Annotated in this window: 20 protein-coding genes and 1 tRNA gene; 6 read left to right on the top strand and 15 right to left on the bottom strand. The window is 72.2% G+C overall.

Going from position 1 to position 20,018, the window contains the following annotated elements; translation table 11 throughout:
• Positions 1–79: 79 nt before the first annotated feature.
• Positions 80–1,300, top strand: coding sequence for an MFS transporter (locus ACWD4B_RS26520; RefSeq protein WP_451423114.1), 1,221 nt, complete (start codon positions 80–82; stop codon positions 1,298–1,300).
• Positions 1,301–1,370: 70 nt separating this feature from the next.
• The gene (locus ACWD4B_RS26525; RefSeq protein WP_451423115.1) at positions 1,371–3,026 is read left to right on the top strand and encodes a long-chain fatty acid--CoA ligase; all 1,656 of its coding nucleotides are present in this window, start codon (positions 1,371–1,373) and stop codon (positions 3,024–3,026) included.
• Between the two features lie 38 nt (positions 3,027–3,064).
• On the opposite strand, the gene ACWD4B_RS26530 is transcribed toward ACWD4B_RS26525, so the two are convergent.
• The 6 genes from ACWD4B_RS26530 to ACWD4B_RS26555 all read right to left on the bottom strand — a co-directional run bounded on the left by ACWD4B_RS26530 (position 3,065) and on the right by ACWD4B_RS26555 (position 7,545).
• Positions 3,065–3,604 (bottom strand): SigE family RNA polymerase sigma factor, encoded by a 540-nt coding sequence (locus tag ACWD4B_RS26530; RefSeq protein WP_336410402.1) that lies wholly within the window; start codon positions 3,602–3,604, stop codon positions 3,065–3,067.
• Positions 3,605–3,728: 124 nt separating this feature from the next.
• Complete coding sequence (locus ACWD4B_RS26535; RefSeq protein WP_451423116.1) at positions 3,729–4,565, bottom strand: DUF1906 domain-containing protein; 837 nt, start codon at positions 4,563–4,565, stop codon at positions 3,729–3,731.
• Between the two features lie 54 nt (positions 4,566–4,619).
• Entirely contained in the window at positions 4,620–5,774 is a 1,155-nt protein-coding gene (locus ACWD4B_RS26540; protein WP_451423117.1) for a lipid-transfer protein, read from the bottom strand.
• Positions 5,771–6,169, bottom strand: coding sequence for a MaoC/PaaZ C-terminal domain-containing protein (locus tag ACWD4B_RS26545; RefSeq protein WP_451423118.1), 399 nt, complete (start codon positions 6,167–6,169; stop codon positions 5,771–5,773). Before ACWD4B_RS26545 ends, ACWD4B_RS26540 begins: the two co-directional genes overlap by 4 nt.
• On the bottom strand, positions 6,166–7,071 hold the full coding sequence (locus tag ACWD4B_RS26550; protein ID WP_451423119.1) for a bifunctional MaoC family dehydratase N-terminal/OB-fold nucleic acid binding domain-containing protein: 906 nt from the start codon (positions 7,069–7,071) through the stop codon (positions 6,166–6,168). Before ACWD4B_RS26550 ends, ACWD4B_RS26545 begins: the two co-directional genes overlap by 4 nt.
• Positions 7,072–7,230: 159 nt before the next feature.
• Positions 7,231–7,545, bottom strand: a complete 315-nt coding sequence (locus ACWD4B_RS26555) for a hypothetical protein (RefSeq protein ID WP_336410397.1) — start codon at positions 7,543–7,545, stop codon at positions 7,231–7,233.
• A 643-nt stretch (positions 7,546–8,188) separates the two neighbouring features.
• Here ACWD4B_RS26555 and ACWD4B_RS26560 point away from each other — a divergent pair.
• A complete protein-coding gene (locus tag ACWD4B_RS26560) occupies positions 8,189–8,776 on the top strand; it encodes a GGDEF domain-containing protein (protein ID WP_451423120.1) in 588 nt (195 codons plus the stop codon).
• A 98-nt stretch (positions 8,777–8,874) separates the two neighbouring features.
• Here the strand turns inward: ACWD4B_RS26560 and ACWD4B_RS26565 are convergent, their stop codons facing one another.
• The gene (locus ACWD4B_RS26565; RefSeq protein ID WP_451423121.1) at positions 8,875–9,585 is read right to left on the bottom strand and encodes a GntR family transcriptional regulator; all 711 of its coding nucleotides are present in this window, start codon (positions 9,583–9,585) and stop codon (positions 8,875–8,877) included.
• Between the two features lie 167 nt (positions 9,586–9,752).
• Here ACWD4B_RS26565 and ACWD4B_RS26570 point away from each other — a divergent pair, with 167 nt between their 5' ends.
• Positions 9,753–9,986, top strand: a complete 234-nt coding sequence (locus ACWD4B_RS26570; RefSeq protein WP_451423122.1) for a hypothetical protein — start codon at positions 9,753–9,755, stop codon at positions 9,984–9,986.
• On the opposite strand, the gene ACWD4B_RS26575 is transcribed toward ACWD4B_RS26570, so the two are convergent.
• Positions 9,976–10,584, bottom strand: coding sequence for a DUF4232 domain-containing protein (locus tag ACWD4B_RS26575; protein ID WP_451423123.1), 609 nt, complete (start codon positions 10,582–10,584; stop codon positions 9,976–9,978). The genes ACWD4B_RS26570 and ACWD4B_RS26575 overlap by 11 nt on opposite strands.
• A 405-nt stretch (positions 10,585–10,989) precedes the next feature.
• Between ACWD4B_RS26575 and ACWD4B_RS26580 the strand changes: the two genes are divergently transcribed.
• On the top strand, positions 10,990–11,667 hold the full coding sequence (locus tag ACWD4B_RS26580) for a hypothetical protein (protein WP_451423124.1): 678 nt from the start codon (positions 10,990–10,992) through the stop codon (positions 11,665–11,667).
• Positions 11,668–11,755: 88 nt separating this feature from the next.
• Here ACWD4B_RS26580 and metC read toward each other — a convergent pair whose 3' ends face one another.
• The 7 genes from metC to ACWD4B_RS26615 form a co-directional block, all read right to left on the bottom strand.
• Complete coding sequence (gene metC, locus ACWD4B_RS26585; protein WP_451423125.1) at positions 11,756–12,943, bottom strand: cystathionine beta-lyase; 1,188 nt, start codon at positions 12,941–12,943, stop codon at positions 11,756–11,758.
• Positions 12,940–14,205, bottom strand: coding sequence for an MFS transporter (locus ACWD4B_RS26590; RefSeq protein ID WP_451423126.1), 1,266 nt, complete (start codon positions 14,203–14,205; stop codon positions 12,940–12,942). The genes metC and ACWD4B_RS26590 overlap by 4 nt, the downstream gene beginning before the upstream one ends.
• Before the next feature lie 5 nt (positions 14,206–14,210).
• Positions 14,211–15,095: a sulfurtransferase gene (locus ACWD4B_RS26595; RefSeq protein ID WP_451423127.1), complete on the bottom strand. Its 885-nt coding sequence runs from the start codon at positions 15,093–15,095 to the stop codon at positions 14,211–14,213.
• Complete coding sequence (locus ACWD4B_RS26600) at positions 15,092–16,333, bottom strand: ATP-grasp domain-containing protein (RefSeq protein WP_451423128.1); 1,242 nt, start codon at positions 16,331–16,333, stop codon at positions 15,092–15,094. Before ACWD4B_RS26600 ends, ACWD4B_RS26595 begins: the two co-directional genes overlap by 4 nt.
• 24 nt (positions 16,334–16,357) lie before the next feature.
• On the bottom strand, positions 16,358–17,617 hold the full coding sequence (locus tag ACWD4B_RS26605; RefSeq protein ID WP_451423129.1) for a radical SAM protein: 1,260 nt from the start codon (positions 17,615–17,617) through the stop codon (positions 16,358–16,360).
• A 578-nt stretch (positions 17,618–18,195) separates the two neighbouring features.
• Positions 18,196–18,285 (bottom strand) — tRNA-Ser (locus tag ACWD4B_RS26610).
• A 56-nt stretch (positions 18,286–18,341) separates the two neighbouring features.
• The gene (locus ACWD4B_RS26615) at positions 18,342–19,853 is read right to left on the bottom strand and encodes a S1C family serine protease (protein ID WP_451423130.1); all 1,512 of its coding nucleotides are present in this window, start codon (positions 19,851–19,853) and stop codon (positions 18,342–18,344) included.
• Here ACWD4B_RS26615 and ACWD4B_RS26620 point away from each other — a divergent pair.
• On the top strand, positions 19,746–20,018 hold a 273-nt coding region (locus tag ACWD4B_RS26620), incomplete at its 3' end, for a hypothetical protein (RefSeq protein WP_451423133.1). The two genes, ACWD4B_RS26615 and ACWD4B_RS26620, sit on opposite strands and share 108 nt — an antisense overlap.

Consider the following 20,018-nt stretch of genomic DNA (forward strand, 5'->3'; position numbering starts at 1 on the left):
ATTCGGTTGACAGCCCATGACCGCTCTGCGAGATTCACAACCAACCAGTTGGTTACACACACGGGGGCCTCCACCGCTCATGACCGTCACCACGACACCCACGACACCCACAGCACCCGCAACGCCCATAGTCACCGACAGAGCCCCCGCCTTCCTGCTCCCCGTCATCGCGCTGTGCACCGCCGTCACCGCCGCCAACATCTATCTGGCCGCCCCGCTGCTCGGGCTCATCGCCCGCAGCTTCGGCGCCTCGCCCTCCTCCGCCGGCTGGATCGCCTCCGTCGCCCAACTCGGCTACGCCATCGGCCTGCTGGCCTTCGCCCCGCTCGGGGACACGGCCGACCGCCGCCGCCTCGTCGCCGCGCTGTCCGGCCTCGCGGGCGTGGCCCTCGTCGCCGCCGGGCTCGCGCCGGGCCTGCCCGCGCTGGCGGCGGCGGTGCTGGTGGCCTGCGCCGGCACGGTCGTCCCGCAGCTGCTCGTCCCGCTCGTGGCCGAGCGCGCGCCCGCGGACCGGCGCGGCCGGCACGTGGCGGCGGTGGTGGCGGGTCTGTTCACCGGCATCGTCGCGGCCCGGGTACTGGGCGGCCTGGCCGGCCAGGCCTTCGGCTGGCGCCCGGTGTTCTTCGGCGCCGCGGCACTCACGGTGACGGTCGGCCTGCTGACGGCCCTGCTGCTGCCGCGCGAAACACGCCCGCGGCGCGCGTCCAACCCGCTGAAGAACATCGCGGGCCTGCCCCGCCTGCTGCGCTCCTCCGCCGACCTCCGGGCGGCGTGCCTGCGCCAGGCCGGCCTGTTCGGCGCGTGGAGCTCCCTGTGGACGACGCTGTCTCTGCTGCTGACGGCACCGCAGCCGTTCCACCTGTCGACGGGCACGGCGGGCCTCTTCGGCCTGTTCGGCCTGACCTCGACCGCCGTCGCCCCGGTCTCGGGCACCCTGATCGACCGCTTCGGCCCACGCCGGGTGGTGACGGCCGGCTATGTGCTGGCGGCGCTGTCCCTCCCGCTGTTCTGGCTGGGCGGGCACCGGATCTGGGCGCTGTGCGCGGCGGCCGTGCTGATCCACGCCGGTCTGATGGCGGGTCAGGTGGCCAACCAGACCCGGGCGTTGGGGGCCACCTCGATGCCGTCGACGGCGAACACGGCGTACGTGGTGTCCGCCTTCATCGGCGGCGCGAGCGCATCGGCCCTGGCGGGCCCGGCCTTCGCCGCGTGGGGCTGGAACGGGGTGTGCGCGATCGCGGTGGCGGCCGTCGCGGCGGGGTGGTTCGGAGGCCGGGGGAACGGCTCGGTCCGGAACTAGTGACTTACCGCCGGATACGGCAGCAGAATCGCCCCTGACGCAGTCGCGCAAAGCCTAAGGGGAGGCTCCGGTGCTGAGCACTATGCAGGATGTACCGCTGACCGTCGCACGCATCCTGGCCCACGGCTCCGGAGTGCACGGCCGGGCCCTGGTCACCACCTGGACCGGCACCGGCGAACCGCACCGCCGCAGCTTCGCGGACGTCGGGGCGCGGGCCGCACGGCTCGCCCACGCCCTGCACGGGCTCGGCGCCCGCGAGGGGGAGCCCGTGGCGACCCTGATGTGGAACAACGCCGAGCACCTGGAGGCGTACCTGGCCGTCCCCTCCATGGGCGCGGTCCTGCACACCCTCAACCTCCGGCTGCCTCCCGAGCAGCTCGCCTGGATCATGCGGCACGCCGGCGACCGCATCGTCCTCGTCAACGGCACGCTGCTGCCGCTCCTCGCACCGCTCCTGCCGTACCTGGACGACGTGGAGCACGTGATCGTCTCCGGGCCGGGCGACCTTTCCGCGCTGGCGGACGTGCGCCCGCAGGTGCACGACTACGAGGAACTGCTCGCGGCACAGCCAGCGGACCCCTACCCGTGGCCCGAGCTCGACGAGCGCCAGGCCGCGGCCCTCTGCTACACCTCCGGCACCACCGGCGAGCCCAAGGGCGTCGCCTACAGCCACCGTTCGGTCTATCTGCACGCGATGGAGGTCAACGCCGCGGCCTCCTTCGGGCTGACCCCGGCACAGACCTGTCTGCCGGTCGTGCCGATGTTCCACGTCAACGCCTGGGGCCTGCCGCACGCGGCCTTCATGGCGGGCTCCGCACTGCTGATGCCGGACCGCTTCCTGCAGCCCGCGCCCCTCGCGGACATGATCGAGGCCGAGCGGCCTACCGTCACCGCGGGCGTGCCGACCATCTGGCAGGGCCTGCTGGCCGAGCTGGACGCCCGCCCGCGCGACGTCTCCTCGCTGCACACGGTCGTCAGCGGCGGCTCCGCCTGCCCGCCCTCGCTGATGAAGGACTTCGAGGAGCGGCACGGGCTGCGCATCGTCCAGGCCTGGGGCATGACCGAGACCTCGCCGCTGGGCTCGGTGGCCTACCCGCCGCCCGGCCTGAGCCCGGAGGAGGCCTGGCCCTACCGGGTCACCCAGGGCCTGCTGCCCGCCTCGGTGGAGTTCCGGCTGGCCGGCCCGGACGGACGGTTCCTGCCGTGGGACGGCACGTCGGCCGGCGAGCTGGAGGTGCGCGGCCCGTGGATCGCGGGCGCGTACTACGGCGGCAAGGACGGCGAGCCCTTCCGGCCCGCGGACAAGTTCAGCGAGGACGGCTGGCTGCGCACGGGCGACATCGGCACGATGTCCCCCGACGGCTATCTGACCCTCACCGACCGGGCCAAGGACGTCATCAAGTCCGGCGGCGAGTGGATCTCCTCGTGCGAGCTGGAGAACCACCTGATGGCCCACCCGGACGTCGCGGAGGCGGCCGTCATCGCCGTCCCCGACGAGAAGTGGGGCGAGCGCCCGCTGGCCACGGTCGTCCTGCGCGACGGCGCGACCGCCGGCTGGCCGGAGCTGCGCAGCTTCCTCGGCGAGCGCGTCGCCCGCTGGCAGCTCCCGGAACGCTGGGCACCGGTCCCGGCCGTGCCGAAGACGTCGGTGGGCAAATTCGACAAGAAGGTCCTGCGCCGCCAGTACGCGGAGGGGGAGCTGAAGGTGACGGTCATCGCCCCGTAAGGGGCGCGGGGAACTGCGCGAGCAACCAAAGGACGGCCTCAAGCCGCACAAGAAAGCTCAGGATCCTCCCGCAACTTGCCCAGCGCACGCGACACCGCACTCTTCACCGTGCCGACCGACACCCCCATCAGTTCCGCGGTCTGCACCTCGGTGAGGTCCTCGTAATACCTGAGAACGACCATGGCCCGCTGCCGGTCCGGCAGCCGGTGCACGGCGCGCCACATCGCATCACGCAGAGCCACCGGCTCTGCGTGGTCGCCGGCGCCCTGCGGCGCCTCCGGCAGCTCCTCGCAGGGGAACTCGTCGACCCTGCGCTTGCGCCACTGCGAGGTGCGCGTGTTGACCAGAGCCCGGCGCACGTAGCCGTCCAGCGCCCGGTGGTCCTCGATCCGGTCCCACGCCAGGTACGTCTTGGTGAGGGCCGTCTGCAGCAGATCCTCGGCATCGCAGGGGTTCGAGGTCAGCGAACGGGCGGTGCGCTGCAGCACCGGGCCGCGTGCCCGGACGTACGAGGAGAACGACGGGTACACGGCAGCGGTGGAGGCGCCGGCACACACGGACGTCGAGGTCACTGTCATGCTTCAACGCTAGGAGCGCACCCGTCCCCGGCGGATCGGCCGGAGGTGCCGAAGCGCGCTCCCCCTCAGGTCGTACGAAACGGCTCCGCCACACCTCCTGGAGGGGGAGCCCGGAGGATCTCCGTCAGTCGATCACCGCGACCGGTGCGTCGACGAGGTTGCGGTCGATGGTCAGCTTGCGGCCGCCGTAGGTCTCGGTCACGTTGCCCGCGTACTGATGGATCCTGCGGTGCGGCGACCAGGACGTGGAGGACAGCGTCGGCTCCTTGGCCGTGTTCGGCGAGGCCTTCCAGCGGGCGAACCAGACGGCCTCGGGGAGGTCGTCCATCCCGGCCCGGCGGGCGCGCTCGAGGTGGCGGACGCCCGACTCGGCGCTGCTGTAGAAGCCGGGCAGATATCCCTTCTGCCTGACCGCGGCGCTCCAGGAGCGGATGAAGGTGAGGGTGGTGTCGGCGCAGTCGTCGTTCTTGTCGTTGTACGCCTCCATGTCGAGGTAGAGCGCGCTGCGCTGCGCGATGCCGAGCTCGCTCGCGTCGTGCACCGCGTCCATGCCCTCGTCCCAGCCCTGGTCGTAGGGGTCGTCCCCGATGGGGTAGCCCTTCTTGCTGGCGGCGCGGACGCAGGGCGACTGCGAGCCGACGAAGATCGGCAGGACCTTCCAGCCGAGATCGCGGGCGCCGGTGAGCCAGCGGGCGCTGAGGTAGGTCTGGCGCGGGCAGGCCCGTGCGCGGCCGCTGTAGTAGACGCCCACGGCGCGGTACTCGGACGCGGCCCAGGCGCTGAGGGTGGTCAGCGGCGGGGCCTGGCAGGTGTCGAACGCCTGCCCCCGGAAAACGGAGGCGCCGCCCAGGCCCAGGAGTGCCGGGGCGGCGGTGACGGGCGCTGCTGCCTGGGTGACCACCTGGGCCAGCGCCGCCAACAGGGCGACGATGTATCCGATGATCTTCCTTCGTCGGTCCATAAGGGCGAGTCAAGGGGGCCGGACGGGGCCGTCCGGCGGTGACACGCCCTCGGTTCATCCGTCTGCGCCGAGAAGCAGCCCGGACGTGGGAACACCGGTTCCGGCGGTGACGAGCACATGCGCGACGTCCGCAACTTGGTTGGCCGCGCTGCCCCGCAACTGCCGCACGGCTTCGGCGATGCCGTTCATGCCGTGCAGGTACGCCTCGCCCAGCTGGCCGCCGTGGGTGTTGAGCGGCAACCGGTCCGCGGCGACGAACTCGCCTGCCTCGCCCGGTGCGCAGAAGCCGAACTCCTCCAACTGCATGAGGACGTGCGGGGTGAAGTGGTCGTAGAGGATGCCGACGTCGATGTCGGAGGGCCTCAACCCGCTGTCGCGCCACAGCCGCCGCGCGACGACGCCGGCCTCGGGGAGGCGGCCGGGCTCGCCGCGGTAGAAGCCCGTCATCTGCTCCTGGCCCGCGGCCGCGCCCTGGGCCGCCGCGGTGATCACGGCGGGCGGGTGCCGGAGCGTCCGGGCCCGGTCGGTGCTCGTGACGACGAAGGCCTGTCCGCCGTCGGTCTCCTGGCAGCAGTCGAGCAGCCGCAGCGGTTCGGCGATCCAGCGGGAGGCGGCGTGCTCGGCGAGGGTGATGGGACGGCCGTGGAAGTACGCGGCCGGGTTGGTGGCGGCGTACCGGCGGTCGGTGACGGCGACGTGGCCGAAGACCTCCGGTTCCAGGCCGTGGAGATGGAGGTAGCGGCTCGCCTGCATGGCGGCCCAGGAGGCCGGGGTGAGCAGCCCGAACGGCAGGGTCCAGCCCAGGGCCACGCCCTCGGCGGAGGGTTCCCGGTGCCGTACGCCCGCGCCGAAGCGGCGGCCGGAGCGCTCGTTGAAGGCGCGGTAGCAGACGACGGCTCCGGCGACGCCGGCCGCGACGGCGAGGGCGGCCTGCAGGACGGTGGCGCAGGCGGCGCCGCCCCCGTAGTGGACGCGGGAGAAGAAGGACAGTTCCCCGATGCCGGCGGCCCGGGCCACGGCGATCTCGGGGCTGGTGTCCATGGTGAAGGTGACCATGCCGTCGACGTCGCCGGGCGCGAGCCCGGCGTCGTCCAGCGCGGCCCGTACGGCCTCGGCGGCCAGGGCGAGTTCGCTGCGGCCGGAGTTCTTGGAGAACGCCGTGGCGCCGATGCCGGCGATGGCGGCCCTGCCGCCGAAGCCGCCGTTCACGGCGCGCTCCCCGGCAGGTCCAGGGTCACCGTGCCGGTGACGTGGCGGCCGAGGCGGTTGGTGCCGATGACGTCGACGACGACCGTTGTCCCGTCGACGGAGCCGACCGTGCCGGTGAGGACCAGCTCGTCCCCCGGGTGGCTGGGGACGCCGAGCCGGATGGCGGCCTTGCGCAGGACGGCGTCCGGGCCGAAGTGGTCGGTGAGGTAACGGCCCACGAGGCCCTGGGTGGTGAGGATGTTCATGAAGATGTCGGGGGCGCCCTTGGCCCGTGCGGCCTCGGGGTCGTGGTGCACGTCCTGGTAGTCGCGGGAGGCGAGGGCGCCCGCGATGACGAGGGTGCGGGTGACGGGAATGGTCAGCGGAGGGAGGGCGTCCCCCTTCTTCGGCGTCATGCGCCCTCCTCCAGGGCCCGGAACACCGGCAACTCCCTTTCGCCGTCTCTCTCGTTCACCCGTAGGAACTCCAGCTCGACAGGCATACCGATGTGCACCCCGCCCGGTCCGACCCCGGTGATGTTGCTGATCATCCGTACTCCTTCGGCGAGTTCGACCAGCGCGACGGCGTAGGGCGGGTCGAATCCGGGGGCGGGCGGGTGGTGCACGATCACGTACGCGTGCACCGTGCCCGCACCGGAGGCCGCCACGGCCGTCCACCGCGGGGACCCGCAGTGCCCGCACCCGGGCAGCCAGGGGAAGCGCAGTTCCGTGCAGTCGTCGCACTGCTGGATCAGCAGGAGGTGGGCGGCGACGCCCTCCCAGAATCCGGCGTTGTCGCGGCCCACGACCGGGCGCGGCCGTTCGGCGGGGGCCGGAGTGCGCCGCGCGGGGGCGTACTTGAGGATGCGGAAGCGCTGGATTCCGGCGAGCTCGCCGCCCGCGCGGATCTCCGTGCGCCGGGTGAGGAAGTGGCCGACGCCGAGCCGGGTCGTCTTGCACGGCGAGACCGACTCGATCACGGAGTCGAAGGTGATCTCGTCTCCGGGGCGCAGGGGCCGCAGGTACTCCTGTTCGCAGTCGGTCGCGACGACGGCGGTGAAGCCCGCGCCGTCGAGGAGGGCGAACACCTCGTCGAGGGCCGGGGATCTGCTGGAGGGGCCGCCCAGACCGGGCATGGTCCAGACCTGGAGCATGGCGGCCGGGGCGACGGCGTCCTCGCCCCGGTAGGCGGCGCCGGTGTCGCCCAGGGCCTCGCACCAGTGTCTGATCATGGGGCGGTTGACGGGGTCCGGGCCGCGGGCCGCGACGGCGGCGGGGCGCCCTTCGTAGAGCCTGAGGAGCCGGTGGAGGTCGCTCACGATTTCTGACTGTCCGTCAGATATCCGAGGGCTGTCAAGGTCCCCGCAACAACGACGCGCGGCGGCACCGGAGTGCCGCCGCGCGGATCGTACAGACCCTGTCCACTCTCACCACATCACCCGGTGCTCGGCTCCCGGGCGCCGGTGGTCACGCCGGGCTCACCAGAGGTTGGTGAAGCGGACGGTGACGTTGTCCTGGCGGATCGCCGTATGACCGGACCTGTTGACGCTGGCCGTATTGGCCTGGTTACTGGCTCCGGTACCGGTGGACTGCTGCTGCGTGGTGTCCGAGTTGCCGTGGTTGTTGTGACCCACGCCGCTCCCGACGAGGCCGGCCGCGGCCGCATTCGATCCCCGGTTGGCCAACTGGCCGCCGTCGTCGGCGGCCTGGGCCATGCCCGAGAAGAGCAGGACAGCCATGGGCAGGGCCGCGACAGCGGCGAGAACGCGGGCGGCAGTGCGGGTGCTTGCCATCTCAATTCCTCCAGTACGGAACTTCGAACTACCGGTCGTTGCCAGGTGGTTGGCCGACCGCCCCGGCGCTGTTTCGACGTCGCGAGACCAGAATTGCCCACCGAATCTCCACCGAACCCACCTCCGCTCCCCATTCCCTCGCAAGCATGACCGGCTGCGGATAAACCTCCACCGCTGCCGCACGGCCTGCGCCGGGCCCCGCCGGACACCCCCGGAATCCGTACGTCCCACGGAAGAAATCGTTTCGGCACGGCCCCCGCGCGCGCTTCGAAAGACCCCGGACGGCCGAGCCCCGGACCGCGGAAGAGCGCATACCGCGGCGTCCACTCCCCGCCCCCCGCGACCGCACCGCGATATCCGGATTGTCCGACGCCCGGCACCGCCCGGGACCGCATATCGGCCGCCACCGACCGCATTTCGGATGTTCCGGGCCGCTCCGGGAGGGACCCGCGCGCCTCGCCGCCCGAAACGGGGGATGTGCGGCATGACGGCCCGGTCCACCGCCACCACGGCGCGATCGGGCCGTCCGCGGCCCCGGTGAGCACACCCCGAGTGCCCCGTGAACAGGCACGTTCACCTGCAGGCACGCCCGGACCGCGACTCCCGCTGCACGCCCGTCGCCCGAGGAACCGGAAGGTGCCCGATGAACCTCGTACTCCAGGCCCTGCCCGTCGCCGCTCCGACCGTCGGCTGGATCACCCACGCCTTTTTCCTGGCCCGCAGGCTCCGTTCCGCCCGCCGGGACCCGCTGACGGGCCTGATGGGCCGGGACGGGTTCACCGGCCGCGCCCTGCGCGCCCTCCGGCACCCGCACGCGGCCGTACTGCTGCTGGACCTCAACGGCTTCAAGCAGATCAACGACACCCACGGCCACGCCGTGGGCGACCAGGTGATCGCCGCCGTAGGCCGGCGCCTCGACGCCTGGTGCGCGGAGCACGGCGGCTTCGCCGCGCGGCTGGGCGGCGACGAGTTCGCCGCCCTCGTCCGCCTCGCCCCCGAGGCGGACCTGGATGCGGAGCTGACCCACGGCCTCTCGGCCCGCCTGTCGGCCCCGCTCGACACCGGCCGCGCCACCCTGACCCCGCGCGCCTCGATCGGCGTGTGCCGCAAGGCGTTCCGCCCCGGCGCCGGCCTGTCGGACCTGCTGCGCGGCGCGGACGAGGCCATGTACGCGGCGAAGCGGCGCGGCGAACACTGGCGCCCGGGGACGCATTTGACGCTGGCGTCATGATTCATCCCCGCGCCCGAAGGGGCGCGGGGAACTGCGCGATCAGCCACCGACGACCCGCAGCCGAAGAACAACCGCACAGCGATCCCCCTGACTTCCCGTCAGGGAAACCCGTACTCCAGCTCCTGGAGATGCCCCGCCTTGGCCATGACGCTGACCTCGATCGGCCGGTCCCCGTCGCCGTAGATCACGCGGAACGTCCGCAGCACCGGCAGATCACCCGGCATCTCCAGCGCCCTGTACTGCTCCTGGGTGGGCACGCGCGCGGACACCTGGTCCACGCAGCGGCGCGGCGGGTGGCCCAGCTCCGCCAGGAGCGCCGGGGCGCCTTCCCCTATGGTGCGGCGCTCCATCATCGGGGTGCCGCGCGCGATGTCGAGCGGGTAGTAGGACTTGACCAGTTCGACGGGCTCGTCGTCGAAGAGCACGATCCGGGAACGCAGCAGGGCCGTTCCGGTCTTCATCAGGTTCATCGCCGCGGCGACGTCCGCCGGCGGCCGGACCTCGGCGACGTCCAGCAGCCTGCTCCCGTCGCGGCGCGGGCGCCAGGCGGGCCGCAGGGTGCGCTGCCGGTGCGGGCGGACGGTGACGGACGCGCCGGGGCGTCCCACGACGAGGCCTTCGGCCTTCAGTACCTGGAGTGCCTTCTGCACCGTCGCGTTGGAGGCCACGAAGCGGCTCTTGAGCTGCCGGGTCGACGGCACGCTGCCGCCCGGCGGGATGTCACCGGACATGATCTCGTCCCGCAGGTCCGCCGCGATGCGCTCGTGGAGCGAGCGCCGGTCGCACGCGTTGTCCTCCGCCTTGGGCACAGCCGTCCGATCCTCCGCTACGGGCCTCATCGGCTTACACAGTAGGCACGTTGGCGGAGCGCGACCAGAGCTCACCCCTGACCTTGCCGCCTTTCGTGAACAGCAGTACCGTCACCGCAGCGCCACGGAGACATCACACTCTGTCGTTGCACAAGGGGAGTTCACCGATGCCCGACCGTCGCAGGATCACCACCGTCACCGTGACCGGGGACGGTGTGCTCGTAGGGGACGTCATCACCGTCGGCGGCATCCCGCACGTCGTCCGGGACGTGCGGGGCGTACAGCCGGCCCGCAAGCGCGTCGAGTTCGAGGACGGAAACGCGTACGTCCTGGGCCGGCACCACCCCATCGAGGTGGCCCGGCCCTCCCCCGGCCCGGGGCGCGGTCCGGTCACCGCGTGAGGGCGTCGCCGGGCGTGGCCTGCCAGAAGGAGACGGCCGCCGAGTCGTCGACGGAGGTGCCCTCGGGCAGGGCGAGCCGGACCGGGGTGCCGGTCGTGCCGACGGCGGACGCGTCCGCGAAGTGCACCGTCAGGACGCGGGCCGGACGAATACTCGCGGCGGCACCACCATCAGCGCCCGAGGTGCGGACGGCTGCGTACGCGGACTGCCCCGGTGCCAGGGTGACCACGGCGTGCGGCCGGCTGCCGGGCATGACGTGAGCGACCGCCTGGTCCTGGTCGAAGCGCAGGCGGGGGTAGCCGTAGGCGGCACAGCGGCTGGACCCGGTGTTGCCGAGGATGAGGAGCAGGTGGTTCACGGGCCGGGGGACCGCGGCGACCGTCACCTTGCCGCCGGCGGCCGAGCAGGCGGGGAGCCGTCCGACGGTCCGGGCCGCCGCATCGGAGGCGGCGCCGGGCGGGGACGCATGTATCTGCGCCTCGGTGGCCGGCGCGGGGGCGAGCCTCGTTCCGCTTCCCTGCTCCGCGCAGGCGGTCACGGCGAGAGCGGCCGTCATGGCGAGGGCGGCGGAAGCGGCGAGCAGGGCGGTCCTGGGCACGGGTGTCTCCCCCGAAGGCACGGGCACGGGCAAGGGCAAGGGCAAGGGCAAGGGCAACGGCTGGGACGAGGGCGGCGGGTGACGGTCGTCCGGAGGTCCGTCCCCGCTCGTCGTCACAGCCTCGGCCGCCCGCCGCCCCGGCCGCAACGGCCCTCGGGACATGCGGGACAACGGAACGGTCCTACGCACCCTGACCTGGGGAAACGCTGTTCTCCTGGAACGCTGACCCGGGACGGGGGACCCGCTTCCGGGCACGTGACGACCGCCGGGTGATCTCCGCCACAGGAAAGTCGAAGACCGCTAAGAGGTCGTTTTTGCGCCATCCGTTCCGTCGTCAACTGCCGTACTGTCCCCTCGCACTTCACCAGTACACAAGCAACACACAAGCAACGGGGGAAACACACGGTGAACGGTATCGACATCAAGGCTGTCCAAAAACTGAGCGGTCTCGTGGCTCTCGGGGCGCTCGCCCTGACCGGCTGCGGCCCCGAGGACAAGCCGGCGTCCTCTGCGCCCTCTTCTTCCTCCTCGTCCCCGGCCGCCGCCGCGAGCGCGGCCACCGGCGGCGGTTCGACGGGCGGTTCGAGCTCGTCCGGCAGCACGGGCAGCACCGGCGGCGGGAGCACGGGCGAGGTGAAGCCCGGCCAGACCTTCAAGATCGGCGATGTGGCCCACATCCCGTTCTCCTACGGCCACTCGAGCGGCAAGATCGCCCTGAGCGTCACGGCGATCGAGCAGGGCGACCCGAACGACCTGTCCTCGCTGAACCTCGGCGACCAGGTCAAGGGCAAGGTCCCCTACTACATCCGCTACTCGGTCACCAACGACGGCACCACAGACCTGTCCTTCGCCGCCGTGAACCACATGAAGGGCCACCTGCCCGACGGCACCGAGGCCCAGGACCTCACGGTCATCGGCGACTTCGCCAAGTGCCACGGCGGCGACCTGCCGAGCGGCTTCACCGCGGGCAAGTCCACCCAGGGCTGCGCCATAGCGCTCGCACCGTCGGCCTCGGTGAAGGTCGCGTCGGCCGAGTACTGGGGGGACCCGTTCACCCTGGGCAAGGGCGTCAACTGGAAGTGACGTGGTGACGTAGGGGAGATCCCCGCGGCCTCATCGCACGAGGGCGCCCCCGGACCGGGGGCGCCCTCGCTCGTTCAGCAGCCCGATGTCAACAGCCCGTCTCCTGCCGCCGCACCAGTTCGGCGAAGCCCGCCACGAGGTCGGCCTTGAGGTCGTCGAGGTGCTCGAAGCCGACGTGGACGCGCAGCAGGGGGCCGCGGTCCCGCCAGGTGCCGGGGAGCCGGTGGGTGAGCGGGTCGGCGGGGACGAGCAGGCTCTCGTACCCGCCCCAGCTGTGGCCGAGGCCGAAGAGCCGCAGCCGGTCGATCATGGCGTCGACGGCGGCCCTGCCGAAGTGCGGGTGCAGGACGAAGCCGAACAGGCCCGACGCGCCGTCGAAGTCGCGCTGCCAGATCCGGTGGCCCGGGTGCTCGGGCAGGGCGGGGTGGACGACCGCGGCGACCTCGTCGCGCTGCCGCAGCCAGCGGGCCAGGTCCAGGGCCTGCTGCTGGTGCCGGCCGAGCCGGACCCCCAGGGTGCGCAGGCCGCGCAGGCCCAGGTAGAGGTCGTCGGCGCCGGCGCACTGGCCGAGCCGCATGGCGGCCCCGCGGACGGCCGGGAAGGCCTCCTCGGAGCAGACGATGGCGCCCAGGATGCTGTCGGCGTGGCCGGTCAGATACTTGGTGGCGGAGTGGACGACGACGTCGGCGCCGAGTTCGAGGGGGCGCAGGAAGGCCGGGGTGGCCCAGGTGTTGTCGATGACGGTGGTGATCCCGCGCGGGCGGCAGACGGCGGTGACGGCCGGGACGTCCTGGACCTCGAAGGTGGTGGAACCCGGGGATTCGAGGTAGACGACCCGGGTCTCCGGGCGGAGCAGCCCCTCGATGCCGGCGCCGACGGCGGGGTCGTAGTACTCGACGCGGACGCCGAACGCGGTGAGCGAGTCGCAGAACCGCCGGGTCGGCATGTAGACGGAGTCGCTGACGAGCAGGTGGTCGCCGGCGTGGACGAAGGAGAGGACCGCGGTGGTGGCCGCGGCCAGCCCGGAGCAGGTGGCCACGGCGGCGTGGCCGCCCTCCAGTTCGGCGAGGGCGGTCTCGAAGGCCCTGCCGGTCGGGGTGCCGAAGCGCCCGTAGACCGGCGGGGTGCGCTTGAGCGGGTCGGCCTGGGACGCCGCCATCTCGGCGGTGTCCCGGTAGAGGACCGTGGAGGTCCGGTGGATCGGCGGGTTGACGTAGCCGTCGCGGCGATGCGGCTCGGAGCCGGCCTGGACGTAGCGGGTGTCGCGCGTGGTCACGCCGCGGGCTCCTTCTCGAGTCCGGCGGCGCTCTCGGTGCCGGTCCGGTCCGTGCGGCCGGCGGAGGGGCCGCCGAGGACGAGGCCGAGGACGGCGACGACCGCGCACTGGGCGGCGACGGCCAGCCAGTACCGGCCGGGGTGCCCGCCGTGCTGGAAGTGGCCGAACAGGAAGCCGCCGGCCGCACCGGCGAACAGCCCCCCGACACCCGTGGTGAGCCGCTGGACGCCGAAGGCGAAGGCGGGCCGGTCGGGGATCCGGCCGACCACCTCCAGGTCGCCGCGGAGGAAGACGAACGCCTCGCCGACGGTGAACACCGCGGTGCCGAGCAGCAGGGCGGGAGTGCCGCCGAGGAACATCACCGCCGTGCCGGCCGCCATCAGCAGGAACGATCCGGCCAGCAGCCCGCGGTACCCGGCCCGGGCGATCCGCCCCGCCAGCAGGGGCTGGAGGACGGCCATCATGGCGCAGTTGAGCAGCATCACCCAGCCGACCAGACCGAGGTGCGACTCGGCGGCCGCGTACAGGCCGATGAAGCTCTGGAAGGAGAAGTAGAGATAGAAGGCGGCGACGTTGAAGAGCACCGGCCGCCGTGCGTCGCGCAGGGCACCGCGCAAGGTGCCGACCGTGCCGCCCTGGTCCGTCCCCCCGGCCGGGACGTCGGGCCGCGCGGCGACCGGCTGCATGGCGACCTGGTGGGCGACGGCGAACAGGGTGAACAGGCCGGCCAGGACGAGCAGCAGGACGGCCGGGTCCCGGCCGATCAGCAGCACCGCGAGGAACGGGCCGAGGCCCATGCCGACGTTGAGGGCGGCGGCGCTGATCGCCAGGAAGAGCGGTCGCAGGTCGTCGGCGACGGAGCGCACGATGTACGCCTTGTTGGCCGGCAGGTACAGCGCGGGCCCGGCGGCCACCAGGACGACCGCCGGCAGCACGAGGGAGTGCACATGGACGGCGAGCGCGAGCAGGACGAGGCCGAGCGCCCGCAGCAGCAGGGCGCCGGTCATCGTCGGCTTGAGGCCCAGCCGGTCGGCGACCGGGCCCCCGACGATGCTGCCGCCGAACTGGATGAACGTGGCGACCGCGACCAGCAGGCCGGCCGTACCGGTGTCCAGCCCGACGCCCTTGACCAGCAGCACCCCGATGAACGGGGTGATCATGTAGCTGCCGAGGCCGACCACGGTGGAGAGGACGACCAGGGCCTTGAGGCCGGCCGGCAGCGCGGCGTAGGTCCGCCACCGGGCGGCTGCGGAGCCCGTCACCGGGGCTACTCCTTCCCCGGCTCGGCGCCCGTCACGACCGGCGGGCCGGAGGGCAGGCCCCACTCGCTCCAGGAGCCGTCGTACACCGCGAGGTCGCGGTAGCCGGCCAGTTCGGCGCCGAGGGCGAGCACACAGGCGGTGACGCCGGAGCCGCAGCTGAACACCAGCCGCTCGCGGTCGCCGGCCACCGGGGCGAAGGCGGAGCGGAGTTCCCCGGCGGGCAGCATGCGCCCGCCGTCCTGCAGTTCGGTGAACGGCAGGTTGGCGGCGCCGGGCATGTGGCCGCCGCGCAGGCCGGGCCGGGGCTCGGCCTCGGTGCCGGCGTACCGGCCGCGGGAACGGGCGTCGAGGACGGCCGCGCTCCCGTCCGCCAGGGTCCGCTGCACGGTGCCGATGTCGACGAGCAGCCCGGTGCGGGGCCGCGCGGTGAAGTCGCCCGCGGCGGGCGGCTCCTGGCCGAACGGGCGGCACGGGTGCCCGGCGGCCGCCCACGCGGGCAGGCCGCCGTCGAGGACGGCGGCCCGGTCGAAGCCCATCGCGCGCAGCATCCACCAGGCCCGGGCGCTGGAGTAGATGCCGGCCGCGTCGTACACGACCACGGTGGAGCGGTCGTTGACGCCCAGGGCCCGTATCCCGCGGACGAACTGCTCGGTGCCGGGCATGGTGTGCGGGCGGGGGTCGTCGTGGTCGGACATCGCCCCGTCGATGTCGAACACCCGGGCGCCGGCGATCGGCGTCCCGGTGCCGCGGGCGGCGCCGACGCTCGCGTCGAGCACCACCAGGTCGGGGTGGCCGAGGCGGTCGGCCAGCCAGTCGACGGTGACCAGCGGACCGGGCAGGGTCAGGGCCGGGTTCACGTTCGGGTTCACGTCCGGGTCCAGGGAACTCATCGCACACCTTCCTCGCTTCCGAGCGGCCGCCACTTGGCCGTCTCGGCGAACCAGGTGTGGACGCGTGCCATGTTGGCCACGACATCCTCCTCCGAGCTCCCGCCGACCGCATAACCGGCCAGGAACAAACCGGACTTGACGCCGCCGTGGAAGGTCTGGCCACTGGCGCCGTGCAGCACCCGCTCGTGGACGCAGTCCGGCTCGCCCTCGGCCGGCAGATACTCCAGGACGCCGTTGAGCGGCGGGATGCACATGCCGGCGAAGGGCCGGAGCACGGGGTCCGCGGGCGTCACGGCCAGTCCGCACTCGGCGTACAGCCACTCGCGGTCGATGTCGATGCCCCGGGCGTGGTTCAGCGTGGTGGCGATCATGCCGCCGCCGGTGCGGCTGGCGATCTCGCAGAACACCAGCCGGTCGTCCGGGGTGACCCACAACTCGCAGTGGAACGCGGTGTTCTCCGGCGTCGGCAGCCGGTCGAGCACCGCACGGGTGGCCTCGACCAGCCGGCCGTACACCGGATTGCCGGGCTCCAGCGCGAGGCTGGCCACCCAGTCGTTGCTCCGGAACGACAGGCAGTCGTTGACGTACCGGAAGGGCTGGACGAAGACCACCTCACCGCCGGCCACCAGGCCGTCGATGTGGAACATCTGCCCCTCGACGAAGGTCTCGACCATACTGACGCCACGCCAGGGACTGACCAGATAGGCATCCAGATCCGCCTCGTCACGGATCACCGCGGCGCCCAGCGAGCCCGACTCGGAGACCGGCTTCACCACCACCGGGTAGCCGTGCTCCTCGACGAACTCCAGGACGGTGTAGGCCGATTCGACCTGCCGGTAGTCCGGCAGCCCGACCGGGAAGCCGTCCAGGTGGTCCTTCAGATGATTCTTCAGGTGGTCCTTCATCACGACCTTGTCGCGGAAGGCGAGGGCACTCGCCGTCCGCTGGCCGGGCAGGCCGAGCAGGTCGCGCAGCTGGGCCGCCCGCAGCACGTCCGCCTCGGCCCGGGCGAACACGGCCTCCACCCCGAGCTCGCGGGCCAGCCGCAGCGCCGTCTTCTCGACCAGCTGGTTGGTGTCGTAGTCCGCGAAGGCGTGCACGTGCCGCAGGTGACGGCGGTACTCCTCGGCGTACCCGTCGGTGGTGAGCACGACCGGCTCGATGCCGGTGCCCTCCAGCCAGCGGTCGTACGGCGTCTTCGAGTAGGGGGTCTTGGCGAAGACCAGAATGCGGCGCACGAGCGGCCCTTTCTCAGCTGGCGGTTATCGGCCTGCAGTCTCGACGATCGGCAGACGACGGCGCTCGGGCACGCGGGACACGAGCTGCTGCTCCTCGGCGAGCTCGCGGGCGAAGCACCCGTCCTTGTAGTGGCCGGAGAGCCGCTTGGCGGTGAAGGCCTCGATCTCCTCGTGGTCGAACTCGACCCGGTATCCGGCCTCTTCACCCTCCGCAGTGGTGCGGACCAGGATGCCGAGGTGCGGCTCGAAGGTGTTGACGCAGCCGACGATGTCGCCGATCTTCTCGCGGCGCTCGCCGCCCGCCTCGGAGAGCAGCTCCTCCGGAGTCGGGATGGCGGCGAACAGCTGACGCCCGGCCCGGCACCAGCCGACGTGGCCGGGGAAGCCCATGACCTTGATGCCGAAGGTGCCGAAGTCCTCGCTGACACCGAGCTGGAAGGCCATGTCGACGGTCTCGTGGAGCTCCTTGAGGTCGAGGTAGGCCTGCGCGATCTCCTCGTGGCTCATCTGGAGTTCCGCGTGCTTGCCGCCGTGCGCGGCGTAGTTGTTGAAGCGGACGGTGTCGACGCCCAGCTTGTTGAAGTAGTGGACGTAGCGCTCCAGCGACTCGCGGCCGTGGTTGTGCCGCCCGACGGTGACGCCGATGTTCACGCGGAAGGCGTCGTCGGTCTCGCCCGAGCGGGCGCGCCACTGCTCGTTGTACGTCCCGATGCGGCGCAGCACCTCCTCGGTGAGGGCACCGGTGAACACACCCTTGATCGGGTAGCTGCCGTCGTCGATGACGGCGAGGTTCTCGTCGATCACACCGTGGTAGGTGATCGAGATGGTGCCGTAGCCGCTCTCGCGGGCCAGGTCGAGCAGCTCAGCCCAGTTGTCGGCGAGCAGCGGCCGTCCACTGGTCCAGGCATCGCCCTTGGCCATGGTCTCGGTCGGCGTGTGGTCCGCGTCCTGCCGGAACTCACGGTTGTTGGCCGGACCGTAGATGCGCATGAACTCGCCGTCGTACGCGAAGCTGTCGACGTACCGCGGGTAGACGTGGAAGCCCTGCGACTCCAGGCCGGCCTTGATCAGCGGGCCTTCCTCCATCGCGAACGACCTGTCGTACACCTTCTCGTAGTTGACGAACCAGCAGTGCGTGCACTTCTGGCCGCAGGTGTTCTTCCCGACCTTGGTGTCGAGGTCGAGGTAGATGTGGATGTCCTCCGGCTTGATGTCCGCGAACGGGACGGAGAACGGCTGGTCGCCGTGGAAGTCGTAGGCGATGGGCGCGTTCTGGACAGGCATGGATCCCCCCGGATGGGTCGTGAATGGCAGAACGGAGGAACGTCGTGGCGTACGGTTCCCAGGTCCGGTACGGCGTGGTGCCGCTGCGCGGAAGACCCGGTTCCGACGCTCGACAGGGCGGTGAGCCCGGCTAGAACCGCCTCACACCGCGGGCCAGGCCTTCGACTCCGCCGACGACAAGACTCACGACGCCCCCCGACTCGCTCGACATGCGCCCCCACCGTGGACGACCGCGAGTGATCAGGCGATCACGTGATCAAGCGGCCGGTCGGCGTGGCAACGGAACGATCCAACGGTGATCGGTTTTCGTCAATCCCTGTCAGGGCCGATAGACACCCAAAGAAACCCTTTGAGTTCGATGCAGGATGCAACAGTCGGTTGTCCGGCGACCGACGGTGCATGGTGCGGGGACCGGCACAGGTCACGCTCCGTGCTCTGCAGGGGAGTTGGCCAGGCCATGGAAGATCACATCCTTGGCCGGGATTTTGCGGTCGCCGGAACAGCAGAAGCAGAAGCCGGAACAGCAGAAGGGGCGCCCCGAATCGGGACGCCCCTTCTGACCCGGCCTAACGGCCCGTTGGCGGAGGCTGTGGGATTTGAACCCACGGTGACATCGCTGCCACGACGGTTTTCAAGACCGTTCCCTTCGGCCGCTCGGGCAAGCCTCCCCGCACCGCCTCGCGGCAGCGCGGGGACAGCCTACCGGGTGACGGCAGGCGGAAGGTCAGCTGTCGCCCTTGCGTTCGCCCAGCGTGATCTCGGCCGTGGCCTGCTTGCCGTCGCGGGTATAGGTCACGGTGACCTTGTCGCCGGGCTGGTGCGTCCAGATCTCGCTGATCAGGGTCGGACCACTGTCGATCTTCGAGTCGTCGAGCTTGGTGATCACGTCGCCCGGCTTGAGGCCGGCCTTGTCCGCCGGGCCGCCGGGAGAGACGGCCGGGCTGCCGTTGGCGCCATTGGCGGCGATCTTGGCTCCGCCGCCGGAGTCCTTCATGTTCACCGTGGCCGAGATGACCGGGTAGATCGGCGTACGGTCCCGGATCAGCTGCTCGGCGACGTTCTTCGCCTGGTTGATCGGGATCGCGAAGCCGAGGCCGATGCTGCCGGACTGGCCCTGGCCGCCGCCGAATCCGCCGCCGTTGCCCGCGGACTGGATCGCCGAGTTGATGCCGATGACGGCACCCTGGGCGTTGAGCAGCGGACCGCCGGAGTTGCCCGGGTTGATCGACGCGTCCGTCTGCAGCGCGCTCATGTACGAGGCCTGGCCGCTGCCGCCGCCGTCGCTGGAGGCGACCGGGCGCTTCTTGGCGCTCACGATGCCCGTGGTGACCGTGCCGGACAGCCCGAAGGGCGCACCGATGGCGACCGTCGCGTCGCCCACCGCCGCCTTGTCGGAGTCGCCCAGCGGGAGCGGGTTGAGCTTGGCGCCGGAAGGGTTCTTCAGCTTGATGACGGCGACGTCGTAGCCCTGGGCCCGGCCGACCACCTCGGCGTCGTAGCTCTTGCCGTCCGAGAACGTGGCCTGCAGCTTGCCGCCGTCCGCGGCCGCGGCCACGACGTGGTTGTTGGTGAGGATGTGGCCCTGCTTGTCGTAGACGAAGCCGGTGCCCGTGCCGCCGTCGCCGTTGTTGCTCTGCGCCTCGATGGTGACGACGCTCGGCAGCGCCTTGGTCGCGATGTCCGCGACCGAACCGGGCGAACGGCTCTCCACCTTCGGGTCGCCCGCGGCGGAGACGGTCGTCGAACCGTTGCCGTCGGTGCGGTTCGCGGCCCAGTAGCCGACGCCGCCGCCGACGCCGCCCGCGATGAGGGCCGCGGCCAGCACGGCCGCCACGAGCCCGCCGCCGCGCTTGCGCTGCGGCGCGGGCGCACCCCACGGATCGGTGGCGCCGTACGGGCCCTGCGGCCCGTCGGGCCCGCCGTACCAGGCGCCGGTGGCGGACTGCTGCGGCGCGGCTCCCGCCGGTCCACCGGGTGCGGCAGCGGCGAACTGCGCGGCGTACGGGTCCGCCTGCGGCGCGCCGTACGGGGCCCCGGCCGGGGCCTCGGCCTTGGACATCTGCACACCGGCACCCGCGGCAACTGCCGCTGCATCCGCGGGAACCGAGGGCATCTGCGTCGTGGCACCGTGGGCCTCGGGCGCACCGCCGGAAGCGGCAGCCGCATCCGCGGCACCGACATGAGCACCAGGCGCTCCCGCCGGGCCCGCTGCGGCATCCGCGGGAACGGACGGCATCTGCGCCGTCGCACCATGGGCCTCGGCAGCGCCCGCAGAGGCAACCGCCCCGTCCGCCGGGACAGGCGGCATCTGCGCCGTGGCGGACTCCGCCGGGTGCCGGTCGCCCCGACGCCGAACGAACTCCGGGCGCGGGTGCGGCAGCGCTGGGCGGTGCACGAACGG

It is taken from the genome of Streptomyces sp. NPDC002536 (genome assembly GCF_053594995.1).

Coding starts and splice junctions, on each gene's coding strand:
- ACWD4B_RS26520 (WP_451423114.1), top strand. CDS start 80: ATGACCGTCACCACGACACCCACGACACCCACAGCACCCGCAACGCCC.
- ACWD4B_RS26530 (WP_336410402.1), bottom strand. CDS start 3,604: ATGACAGTGACCTCGACGTCCGTGTGTGCCGGCGCCTCCACCGCTGCC.
- ACWD4B_RS26535 (WP_451423116.1), bottom strand. CDS start 4,565: ATGGACCGACGAAGGAAGATCATCGGATACATCGTCGCCCTGTTGGCG.
- ACWD4B_RS26545 (WP_451423118.1), bottom strand. CDS start 6,169: ATGACGCCGAAGAAGGGGGACGCCCTCCCTCCGCTGACCATTCCCGTC.
- ACWD4B_RS26555 (WP_336410397.1), bottom strand. CDS start 7,545: ATGGCAAGCACCCGCACTGCCGCCCGCGTTCTCGCCGCTGTCGCGGCC.
- ACWD4B_RS26560 (WP_451423120.1), top strand. CDS start 8,189: ATGAACCTCGTACTCCAGGCCCTGCCCGTCGCCGCTCCGACCGTCGGC.
- ACWD4B_RS26570 (WP_451423122.1), top strand. CDS start 9,753: ATGCCCGACCGTCGCAGGATCACCACCGTCACCGTGACCGGGGACGGT.
- ACWD4B_RS26595 (WP_451423127.1), bottom strand. CDS start 15,095: ATGAGTTCCCTGGACCCGGACGTGAACCCGAACGTGAACCCGGCCCTG.
- ACWD4B_RS26605 (WP_451423129.1), bottom strand. CDS start 17,617: ATGCCTGTCCAGAACGCGCCCATCGCCTACGACTTCCACGGCGACCAG.
- ACWD4B_RS26615 (WP_451423130.1), bottom strand. CDS start 19,853: ATGCCGTCCGTTCCCGCGGATGCCGCAGCGGGCCCGGCGGGAGCGCCT.